This is a genomic window from Mycobacterium sp. (genome assembly GCF_052144515.1).
Taxonomy (GTDB): domain Bacteria; phylum Actinomycetota; class Actinomycetes; order Mycobacteriales; family Mycobacteriaceae; genus Mycobacterium.
The window spans coordinates 1-10250 of record NZ_JBKQQD010000444.1 but is presented as its reverse complement, the minus strand read 5'-3'; the positions used below and the strand labels follow the sequence as shown (position 1 = coordinate 10250).

Here is a 10250-nt window from a genome sequence, read left to right as displayed (position 1 = left end):
GGTCTGGACCCGGCGCTGGACCTGCAGGTCATGACGATGCTGCGACAACTGGCCGACGCCGGTCGCGTGGTGCTGGTGGTAACGCACTCGCTGACCTACCTCGACATCTGCGATCAGGTGCTGCTGATGGCGCCCGGCGGCAAGACGGCGTTCCTGGGCCCACCCGGCCACATCGGTGAGGCCATGGGAACCACCAACTGGGCCCACATCTTCGCGAAGGTGGGCGCCGATCCCGATGAGGCCAATCGCCGCTTTCTGGCCCGCAACCGGCCGCCGCCTGCCCCGGCCGAATCCAGCCCGGCCGATCTGGGCGCCCCGGCGCACACCAGCAAGAGCCGCCAGTTCTCCACGATCGCCCGCCGTCAGGTTCGCCTGGTCGTCGCCGACCGCGCCTACTTCGTGTTCCTGGCGGTGTTGCCGTTCATCATGGGCGGCCTGGCCCTGACGGTTCCCGGCAACACCGGGTTCGGCGTCGGCGCGCCGACCAGTGCGACGCCCGACGAAGCCGCACAGATCTTGACACTGTTGTCCATCGCCGCGGTGTTCATGGGCACCGCGCTGACGATCCGCGACCTGATCGGCGAGCGCCCCATCTTCCGACGCGAACAGGCTGTCGGCCTGTCCACCGGGGCCTACCTGAGCGCCAAGATCATGGTGTTCTGCGTGTTCGCGAGCATCCAGGCGGCGATCACGACGGTCATGGTGATCCTGGGCAAGGGCGCGCCGACCGAAAGCGTTGTGCTACTGGGTAATCCGACCTTCGAGCTGTTCGTCACCGTTGCCGCGACGTGCGTGGCCTCGGCGATCCTCGGGTTGGTGCTGTCATCGATCGCCCGCTCCAACGAGCAGATCATGCCGCTGCTGGTGGTGTCGCTGATGCTGCAGCTGGTGCTCGCCGGCGGCCTGATCCCGGTGACCGGGCGGATCTTCCTCGACCAGCTTTCCTGGCTGGTGCCCTCACGGTGGGGCTACGCCGCGTCGGCGTCCACGGTGAACTTGCGGGCGCTGGTACCCGGTTCGCTGCTTCCCCAAGACAGCCACTGGCTGCATACCAGGAGCGCGTGGGTGTTCGACATGGCGATGCTGTGCGCGCTGTCGGTGATCTACTCCGTCATCGTGCGGTGGAACATCCGGCTCAAGCGCTGAGTCACGCGTCTAAGCCCCCTATAAGCCCCCGTCCAAACAAAGCCCGTGGGCCAACGCATAGGCCAAGGCTTGTGGCACGTCGACGCGTGCGCCCGCCAGCGAGGCGGTTGTCCACAACGATGGGTCGACGGTCGCGCCCCGCAGGTCGGCCTCGTCCAGCCGCGCGCCGGTGGTCCGCGCGCCGCTGAGGTCGGCGCCGCGCAGCACGGCGTTGCGCAGGTCGGTTTCCACCAGGCTGGTCTCCTTCAGCCGGCAACCAGTCAAGTCGACGCCCCGCAGGTCGTTACCGCCGAGCGTGGCCAGCGAGAAATCCACCTCGTCGAACGTCAGCGGCCGCAGCCGGCACTGCACAAACACCGAGCCCAACATGCTGCACTGCCGAAATATGCTGTGCCACAACGATGTTCGTTGGAAAGTGCAATTACGGAATGCTGAAGCGCGGTGCTGCGACTCGGCCAGGTTGACGCCGCTGAAATCGCATTCGGTGAACACGACACGTTCGGTGCGCAATCGGGAAAGGTCGGCGTTGTTGAAGTCGCGGAAATCCCTGCCGGCAAATTCGCAGTCGGTCCAGCTATCCACTGGACGTCAGACAGTGCATCGCGTATTCGCTCACCGCGATCAGTGCGTCGGTCGCCGACCGGCGGTCCCTGGCATCGACGCTGACCATCGGAATGTGCGCAGGCAGCGTCAGCGCCTGACGCACCTCGCCCATCGGATACCTTGGCGCACCGTCGAATTCATTGACGGCGACCAGAAACGGCAAGTTGCGGTTCTCGAAGAAATCGACCGCCGGAAAGCTGTCCTGCAGCCGACGGCAGTCAACCAGCACGATCGCGCCGATGGCGCCGCGCACCAGGTCGTCCCACATGAACCAGAACCGGCGCTGGCCGGGGGTACCGAACAGGTAGAGCACCAGGTCGTCGGCCAGGGTGATTCGACCGAAGTCCATTGCCACCGTGGTGGTCTGCTTGTGCGGCGTCGCCTCGAGCATGTCGACGCCGACCGAGGCGTCGGTGACCATCGCCTCGGTGCGCAGCGGCATGATCTCCGAAACCGCGCCGACGAACGTGGTCTTGCCTGCGCCGAAGCCCCCCGCGATGACGATCTTCGTCGACGCGGTGGGACCGGAGTCAGAGTGCCTTAAGGCCACGCAGCGTCCTTCCTATGAGTTCGCGGCGCTCATCGCGGGTCGAATGGTCGGTCAACGTCCTGTGCACCCGAAGGTAACCGGACATCACCAGATCGCCGACCAGGACGCGCGCGACACCCAGCGGCAAATCCAGCCGGGCCGAAATCTCGGCCACCGAAGGGCTGTTGGTACACAGTTGAATGATTTTGTCTTTCACGTCGTTGGGTGGCCACTTGTGTGCCAGTGCCGCCTGCAGGGTCTGCACCGGCGCCTCGAGGGGAAGGTCGACGCTGGTGTCAGTCCGTCCCGCCGTCAGCGTGTACGGGCGAACCAGGCTCGCCTCACGCGCGGGTAAGGACCGCTCGGGTTCGTTCATCGCGGCTCACGAGTGCGCCCGGCGTGAGGACTCCACGACGCCGCCCACCTGCTCGACAAGGATGGCCATCTCGTAACCGATCTGGCCGATATCGCACGACGAGACGGCCAGCGTCGCCAGATGCGAGCCATCACCGACGTGCATCAACAGCAGATATCCCTTCTGCATCTCGACCACCGACTGCAGCACCGGCCCACCGTCGAACAGCTGCGCCGCGCCGGTCGCGAGGCTGGCCAGACCGGAAGCCACCGCCGCCAACTGGTCGGCCCGTTCCCGCGAAAGCCGCTCACTGGCCGCGAGGGGCAGCCCGTCGACGGACACCAGCAACGCGTGCGCCACCCCGGGAACCTCACGGGCGAACTTCGACACCAGCCAGCCCAGCGAGTTGTTCGGCGCGTTATTCGGCGCGTGAGCTCTCATTCCTGCTCGCCCCGGTCGGTTTCGCGGGCATGCGACCGTCCGCTGTGCACGCCGCCGAAATGGCTGCCGATGGACGCACGAACCGCCTCGGGGTCGCGCACCGCGGCCGCATGCTGCGGCTGGCGGGCGGCAGCTTCTTCCCCGGGATCCTCGTGCTCGTCGAGCCCGTCCTGACCGGCGGCGCCCCTGGCCGCCCCCGCTCCCGGCACCAGCTGGGCTCCGGGCGTGCGCACCGGCAAGCCGTGGTCGGTGTGCGACTCGACCGGCTTGTCCTCGGCCTCTGCGGCCAGCGACCAGCCGCGGTCCCACACCGACTGCCAATCCAGGTCGGGGCTTTGCACCAGATCGTGCGGGTCGCTCAGCCACTCCGCGAGCATTCCTTGGTAGATCACGTCTTCGTCGTCGGCCGCGCCCGGAGTTGCGGGCTCGGCCGGCCGCGACGAGGGCCGAGCGGCAAAGAATCCCGAGGTGTCCGACGGCGCTTGCGGCGGCTCTGGTTCCGGCTGCGGCTGCGGCTGCTCCGGCTCGTGCTGGACCCCGTTTTTCTCCCACCAGGGCGTCGCCAGCTCACGCCTCGTCTGCTGCTCCTCGGCGGACTGGGGAGGAACGTCGGTGATGCCACTGGACCCGGGAGTGCGGCGCGGCAACAACGTGACCGGCGGCGCGGACCCGTTGCCGTGCGCCACGGGGGGTTCAGCGGGCACGGCGTCCGGCGGTTCGACCGGCTCGGGGGGTTCCATGGGCTCCGGCGGCGGGGCCACCCGCACGCGTGCCCGCGGGACCGCTGCCGGCGCCGCCGTGGGGGCCGCTACGGGGCCCGCTGCAAAGCCCTCCACGAGGACGGACGGCGGAAGGTAGACCTCGGCGGTGGTGCCGGTGCTCTCTTCGTCGGGTGTCGGGCCGCGCAGCCCGACCCGCAGTCCGTGCCGGACGGCCAACCGGCCGACCACGAAAAGGCCCATGTGGCGGGCCGTCTCAGGGACCACGTCGGGAGTGACCTCGCCGCCCGACTGCAGGCGCATGTTGGCGATGCGCCGATCGCCGTCGTTCATGCCCAGGCCGGAGTCGGACACCCACAGCAGCACCCCGCCGTCGCCGCCGCGTGCCGCGGAAACCCACACCGGAGTGGTCGGGGGCGAATAGCGAAGCGCGTTGTCGATCAATTCGGCCAGCAGGTGGATGATGCTGCCGACGGCCGCACCCAGCACCGTGCTGTCGGGCACGCCCGCGATTTGGACCCGGCGATAGTCCTCAACCTCGGACACGGCGGCGCTGATCACCGTCGACAGCGCGACCGGTTCGCGCTGATCACGCGAGAGCTGCGCGCCCGCCAGCACCAACAGATTGGCGCTATTGCGGCGCAAACGCGCCGCCAAGTGATCCAGCCGGAACAGGCTGTCGAGGCGCTCGGGATCCTCCTCGTTGCGCTCCAGCCGGTCGATGAGCGACAGCTGCTGGTCAACCAGTGAACGGCTGCGCCGCGACATGGTCTCGAACATGTCGTTGACCAGCAACCGCAACCGCGCCTCGTCGCCGGCCAGCAGCAGGGCCTGGGCGTGTAGTTCGTCCACGGCGTGGGCTACCTGGCCGATTTCCTCGGTGGTGTAAACCGCCAGCGGCGTGGGGACCGGCTCGCCGCCGGCCCGGATTCGGGTGATCTCGTCCTCGAGGTCGGTGTGGGCAACCTTCAGTGCACCGTCGCGCAGCACGCGCAGCGGCCGGACCAGCGCACGCGCCACCACCAGCACGATGCCCAGCGCGATCAAGATGGCAGCCAGCATCAGCCCGGTGTCGCGCATCGCGGCTTCGCGCCGAGCGGTGGCCTGGGATTGCACCGATTTGGTCACCGAGGCGGTGGCGTCATTGATGACCTGTTCGGCGATGCCGTCGGTGGTCCGTATCGATTGCAGCAGGTCGGAGTTGTCGACGAGCGCAGTGGCCGGATCCGACATGATCGCCATCCGGGTCACCATCTGCTCCTGCAGCGCCTTGGCTTCGGGCGAACTGACGCCCAGCACCTCGCTCATCCCGAACAGCGTCGAGGGATCGGTGCCGGCCAGGGTGATCATCGAGGTGCGCAGTTCCGGCTCGGCAAGGTCGGCGCCGCGGGTCACCAGGATCTCCTGCATCGTCATCTGGCCGCGGGTCCCGACCGCCCGGCTCAGACCCTGCGCCTGGGCTCTGATCTGCTCGCTGTCGACGCGCACCGACGCGTTGATCGCATCTTCGGCCGTCAGCAGGATCGGCGCGTAGGCGGTCACCCGGTCCCGCAAACTGATGCTGTTGGCCAGCACCTTGTCCAAAAGCGCCTGGCCGCCGTTGAGCAGGGTGCTGGCCCCCGACCGGACATCGGGGATCACGTCGGTGTCCGCCAGTCGCGTTTGCAGCTCGTACTTGCGTGCCTCGTAGTTCTTCCTGGCCCCCTCAACGTCGCGTCCGGTGGAGCTGGCCAGGAATGCGACGTCTAGTGCCGACATGTATTTCGTGATCGCCGGTATCACGTCGGCGCGGGCGGCGGCCAGCCGCAGACTGCTGGCGTTGGCCATCGCGGCCTCGACACGCAACCCGCCGAAAATCGTCGCCAGCACCAGGGGGACCAGCACGATCGCCAGGACTTTCGACCCTACGGGCCAGTTGCTCAGCGCCCAGGCCCGCGGGCGTTTCGCGGGCTTGTTGTTGGGTGAAGGCGCGGCGGGGACTTTCGGGACGCCGGGCGAAATCGCCGCGCCCGGAGCAGCCGGGCGGGCAAACATGGTCACTGGACCCCCCTCGCTGGCTTGGCCGCACCAACGGCCGCAGCGCTGAGGTTTGGCGCTCGGAAAAACGAGAGACTCATGAACTTCCTGCTTTATTCCGCCCGTACCAGGCGGATGGACGCGAGCGGTGCGACGCCTGGCAACCCTGCGAGTATGACAGCCCGCGGTCACAGTCACCACTGCCGTTCCGGGCCGGGTAGCTTCAGCAAACAAAGTCACGGGCATTGGCGACGCGTGCGGCAAATCGCCATTTGGTCACGATCAACTGATATGCGGGCCGCTGTTCCACGCCAGGGATCACTTCTACCGAAACCTACGGCTTTTAACTAACGTGCTGGTCGGACGTCCGAGCCACCGATCGTCGTCGGCTCCTCGTGGACCGTGGTATCCGGCTCGTCTTGGCCAACGTCAACCCGCTGGCGGAGCCCTTTAGGCTGAAGCGATGGGGAGAAATTCGAGACAAGCGGGTATCGGGGCCGAAGAAGCCCCGTCCATTCCTTTAGCTCATGCGGTTCATGACCGGTGCAGTCAGGTGATCGGGTAGGGAGTCGGCCAGGGCCTTGAAGTAGTCGCGTAATCCGTTGGGGTAGAGCCAGTAGGGGATAAGACCTTCCAGACACACGCATACCGGGAGGATGCCGTGTTGTGTTCAAATTAATGTTGGTTTCTCCGCGCATCGCCCCCAACACGGGCAACGCCATCAGGACCGCGGCGGCCACTGGCTGCGAATTGCATCTCGTCGAGCCGCTGGGCTTCGATCTGTCCGAACCCAAGCTGCGACGGGCCGGGCTCGACTATCACGACCTGGCGTCGGTCACCGTCCATGCGTCGCTGCGGGCCGCGTGGGATGCGTTGTCGCCGGAGCGAGTGGTCGCGTTCACCGCGCACGCGACCACGTTGTTCGCCGATGTCGACTACCGGGCCGGCGACGTGTTGATGTTCGGGCCGGAACCCTCCGGGCTGGACGCGGCCATGCTGGCCGACACCCACATCACCCAGCAGGTGCGCATTCCCATGCTGGCGGGCCGGCGCTCGCTGAACCTTTCCAACGCCGCGGCGATCGCCGTGTACGAGGCCTGGCGGCAGCAGGGTTACCTCGGGGCGGTCTGACTTCTCCGGGGCGACACCATTCGGCTCGCCCATGCCAGTCGCACAAGGCCCGTTGTTCCACCTCACCGATCTTGTCGACCGTGACCGAGGCCGGTCCCGTTGACGTGCGAGCAGCGACGCCACATCATCCAATTGCAACCTGGATGGGTTCAGTCGCACCGACGACAGGAGGTCAGATGTCCTATCGGGACCGCGTGAGCTCGCCGGGACCAAAGAAGCTGCTCGCCCTGGACGGAGGTGGCATTCGCGGCGTGATCACGTTAGAGGTGCTGCTGCGGCTTGAATCCATGCTGGCGGAACAGCTCGGCGCCCAAGACGAGTTCGTGCTGGGCGACTATTTCGACTACATCGGCGGCACCAGCACTGGGGCGGTGATTGCGGCTGGGCTAGCCAAGGGGCTGCGCGTGGAGCAAATCTTGGAGCTCTATGTGGCACGGTGTCAGGAGATGTTTGATCACGCTTGGCTGCTGCGTCGCTACCACTACCGTTATGGCAGCGTGCGGCTCAAGGAAATGTTGCAGGGCGTCCTCGGCAAGGAGACCACGCTGGGCAGCGAGGACCTGAAGACGCTGCTCCTGATAGTCGTGCGAAACGCGACCACGGATTCGCCCTGGCCGCTGAGCAACAACCCCAGTGCGCTTTTCAACGACCCCGGCCGCGCAGACAATAACCTGGCCATTCCCCTATGGCAGCTGGTGCGAGCCAGTACCGCTGCGCCAACCTATTTTCCGCCGGAGGTCGTCAGGCTGGGAGAGCGCGACTTCGTATTCATCGATGGGGCGGTGACGATGTACAACAACCCCGCCTTCCAACTATTCCTCATGGCGACCCTCGATCAGTACCGGTTGCGCTGGCCCGCAACGGAATCCGATCTCCTGCTTGTTTCGGTGGGTACGGGTACGAGCCCCAAAGCTGATGACCGTTTGCAACCGGGCGCCATGAATCTGTTATTCAACGCAAATTCTGTTCCGGCTGCGTTGATGTACGCCGCGCTCAACGAGCAAGACCTGTTGTGTCGAGTGTTCGGCCGCTGTCGACACGGTGCACCCATCGATCAGGAGGTGGGGGACCTGATACACGGTGAGGGGCTGTTGGAGAATCGGCTTTTCAGCTATGTCCGCTACAACCCGGAACTGTCGCGCCGAGGCCTGAATGACCTGGGCCTTGACGATGTGGTCCCCGAAGAAGTGCAGAGACTGGACTCGGTTCAGCACATCAGCGATCTACGGCGGGTGGGGCAGGCCGCGGCAGACGATGTGGCCGCGGAACACTTCGCTGGGTTCCTCGAGGCAGGTCGGTGACACCTCAATTCCGGGTGGAGTTAACCGATACGGGTTCCGCGCGCGCGGTGCACGTCACCGAGGCGAATGACTTGCGGGCCGCGCTTGACGTGCTCGGACTGCACCCGCCGCGACCGACCGTGGTTGTCGTGGGTGGAGCCGCTGGACTAGAAGGGGCCGTCATGGATGATCTCCGTCCGGTATTCGCGATTGGCATCGCGCCGGTGATGGAGAAATGCCGGGCGGTCGGTGTAGACGGCGGCACCAATAGCGGTGTGATGCGTCTATTCGGCGAAGCCCGTGCGGCGACGCAGGCTACATTTCCGCTCGTGGGTGTGGCGGCCTCCGGGGTGGTGAAGCTACGGCCGGAGCAGGCCCCCGGTCACATTGAGGCAGCGCTTGAACCCAACCACACGCACTTCATCATCGTGCCGGGTAAGAAGTGGGGCGCGGAGGCGCCGTGGATCGCCCGGACGGCGACTGTCCTCGCAGGGGCCGCGCCGTCGATCACAGTACTCGCCAACGGTGGGCAGATCGCGTACTCGGATGTCCAAGGAAGTGTCGAAGCAGGCCGCCCGGTCTTGGTCATCGCCGGTTCTGGACGCACCGCTGATGTGTTCGGCGGCGCGCTGGCCGGTGCTCCCGCTGACGAGCGAGCGGCGGCGCTGGTCGAGTCGGGGTTGATTCGTTCCGTACCGATGGACAAGCCGGGTCTTCTGGCTGACTTGCTCGCCGCGGCTCTCGACGAGTCGGCGGCCGGGTGAGCGCGTGGATTGGACAGACGACCCGGACAGCGTGATCTCGGTGATTCACGTTCTCGCCGAAGGACTTTCAGGTGCCGTCCCAGGGACGGTTCGAATCACTGAAACTAGCTGCGCCACTTTGGATTCAGCGCGATTGCGGTAAAACGTCAGACTACTTTCCCGCTAACTTCACAACCCCAAGGGCCCGGCCAACTCGCTCAGCGCCGGCACCAGCTCTTCGGATGGGGTGAGCACCTGGATCGCGACATGGTCGGCGCCGGCGTCGAGGTGTTCGGTGAGTTGCTGCGCGATCTTCTCGGGGGGCCCGTACGCCACCAGGGCGTCGATCAGCCTGTCGCTGCCCGGCCGGGCAACGTCAGAGTCGTTGAACCCCAGTCGCTTCCAGTTGTTGACCCAGTTACGCAGATCGAAATAGACGTCCAACGCCTTACGGCCGATCGCACGGGCCTCGGCGGCGTCGGTGGTGGGTACCACCTTGTGCTCGGGCGCCAGCAACGCCGACGGCCCGATAAGTTCGCGGGCCTGCGCGGTGTGCGCCGGGGTGGTCAGGTAGGGGTGGGCACCCGCGCTGCGCTCGGCCGCCAACGTCAATACCCGCGGACCCAGCGCCGCAAGCATCCGACGGCTGGCCGGCACCCCGTAGGAGTCCAGTTCGTCGAGGTACTCGACGAGGGCGTCATAGGGTTTCCGGTATTCATTGATGTGCTCCGGATGCCCGACGCCGATGCCAAGCAGGAATCGGCCCGGGTATGCCCGCTCGATGCGGTGAAACGACTCGGCGACAGTCGCGGCGGCCGCCGTCCAGATGTTGACGATTCCGGTTGCCACGGTGAGCGATTCGGTTGCCGCCAGGATAGGTTCAACGAACTCCAGCCCGGCGGCCGGCGATCCACCCGCCCACACTTCGCGATAGCCCAGCTTCTCGATCTGGACCGCCTGTTCCGGCCCCACCAGGCCCATCGCCTGCCTGCGGAACACGCCGAACCGGCCGATGTCGGGCTTGAGCGGCGCCTCAGTCATGCTGCTCCTTTGCTGTTCGGTAGCCAGAAGGGTACGCCCCCGGGACCGAGCGGCGCGGCCAGTTCTGTCGCTGCCGGGCCAGGCCACGTCGCGGGCAGCGAAGCCCAGTCGCTTCCAGATGCTGAACCCGTTGCACAGGCGGCGGAAGCATGCGTTTTCTCACTTCTTGTGCGTGCGGATCACCTGCAGACCGACTGAGGCGAGCAGCGTGGGGATTTCCCGCACGAATATGCGGTCGTATTCGGC

10 protein-coding genes are annotated in these 10250 nt (G+C 66.3%); 4 read left to right on the top strand and 6 right to left on the bottom strand.

Annotated elements, in window-relative coordinates; translation table 11 throughout:
• Positions 1-1146 (top strand): ABC transporter permease (locus ACLP9N_RS29935; RefSeq protein ID WP_442410760.1); only part of this gene is annotated, 1146 nt, incomplete at its 5' end.
• An 18-nt stretch (positions 1147-1164) separates the two neighbouring features.
• On the opposite strand, the gene ACLP9N_RS29930 is transcribed toward ACLP9N_RS29935, so the two are convergent.
• From ACLP9N_RS29930 to ACLP9N_RS29910, 5 genes are read right to left on the bottom strand one after another with little or no spacing between them, the layout of a single operon-like run.
• Positions 1165-1728, bottom strand: a complete 564-nt coding sequence (locus ACLP9N_RS29930; RefSeq protein WP_442410759.1) for a pentapeptide repeat-containing protein — start codon at positions 1726-1728, stop codon at positions 1165-1167.
• Complete coding sequence (locus ACLP9N_RS29925; RefSeq protein WP_442410758.1) at positions 1721-2299, bottom strand: GTP-binding protein; 579 nt, start codon at positions 2297-2299, stop codon at positions 1721-1723. The genes ACLP9N_RS29930 and ACLP9N_RS29925 overlap by 8 nt, the downstream gene beginning before the upstream one ends.
• Positions 2280-2654 (bottom strand): DUF742 domain-containing protein, encoded by a 375-nt coding sequence (locus ACLP9N_RS29920; RefSeq protein WP_442410757.1) that lies wholly within the window; start codon positions 2652-2654, stop codon positions 2280-2282. The genes ACLP9N_RS29925 and ACLP9N_RS29920 overlap by 20 nt, the downstream gene beginning before the upstream one ends.
• 6 nt (positions 2655-2660) lie before the next feature.
• A complete protein-coding gene (locus ACLP9N_RS29915) occupies positions 2661-3074 on the bottom strand; it encodes a serine protease inhibitor (RefSeq protein ID WP_442410756.1) in 414 nt (137 codons plus the stop codon).
• On the bottom strand, positions 3071-5833 hold the full coding sequence (locus ACLP9N_RS29910; RefSeq protein ID WP_442410755.1) for an ATP-binding protein: 2763 nt from the start codon (positions 5831-5833) through the stop codon (positions 3071-3073). Before ACLP9N_RS29910 ends, ACLP9N_RS29915 begins: the two co-directional genes overlap by 4 nt.
• Before the next feature lie 642 nt (positions 5834-6475).
• Between ACLP9N_RS29910 and ACLP9N_RS29905 the strand changes: the two genes are divergently transcribed.
• The 3 genes from ACLP9N_RS29905 (at position 6476) to ACLP9N_RS29895 (ending at position 8984) form a co-directional block, all read left to right on the top strand.
• Complete coding sequence (locus tag ACLP9N_RS29905) at positions 6476-6940, top strand: tRNA (cytidine(34)-2'-O)-methyltransferase (RefSeq protein WP_442410754.1); 465 nt, start codon at positions 6476-6478, stop codon at positions 6938-6940.
• Positions 6941-7116: 176 nt separating this feature from the next.
• Positions 7117-8241: a patatin-like phospholipase family protein gene (locus tag ACLP9N_RS29900; protein WP_442410753.1), complete on the top strand. Its 1125-nt coding sequence runs from the start codon at positions 7117-7119 to the stop codon at positions 8239-8241.
• Positions 8238-8984, top strand: a complete 747-nt coding sequence (locus ACLP9N_RS29895) for a hypothetical protein (protein ID WP_442410752.1) — start codon at positions 8238-8240, stop codon at positions 8982-8984. Before ACLP9N_RS29900 ends, ACLP9N_RS29895 begins: the two co-directional genes overlap by 4 nt.
• 168 nt (positions 8985-9152) lie before the next feature.
• On the opposite strand, the gene ACLP9N_RS29890 is transcribed toward ACLP9N_RS29895, so the two are convergent.
• A complete protein-coding gene (locus tag ACLP9N_RS29890; RefSeq protein WP_442410751.1) occupies positions 9153-10004 on the bottom strand; it encodes an LLM class F420-dependent oxidoreductase in 852 nt (283 codons plus the stop codon).
• Positions 10005-10250: the final 246 nt, after the last annotated feature.

Excerpts from the sequence above, each read along its gene's own strand:
- ACLP9N_RS29920 (WP_442410757.1), bottom strand. The coding sequence starts at position 2,654 with ATGAACGAACCCGAGCGGTCCTTACCCGCGCGTGAGGCGAGCCTGGTT.
- ACLP9N_RS29915 (WP_442410756.1), bottom strand. The coding sequence starts at position 3,074 with ATGAGAGCTCACGCGCCGAATAACGCGCCGAACAACTCGCTGGGCTGG.
- ACLP9N_RS29900 (WP_442410753.1), top strand. The coding sequence starts at position 7,117 with ATGTCCTATCGGGACCGCGTGAGCTCGCCGGGACCAAAGAAGCTGCTC.
- ACLP9N_RS29890 (WP_442410751.1), bottom strand. The coding sequence starts at position 10,004 with ATGACTGAGGCGCCGCTCAAGCCCGACATCGGCCGGTTCGGCGTGTTC.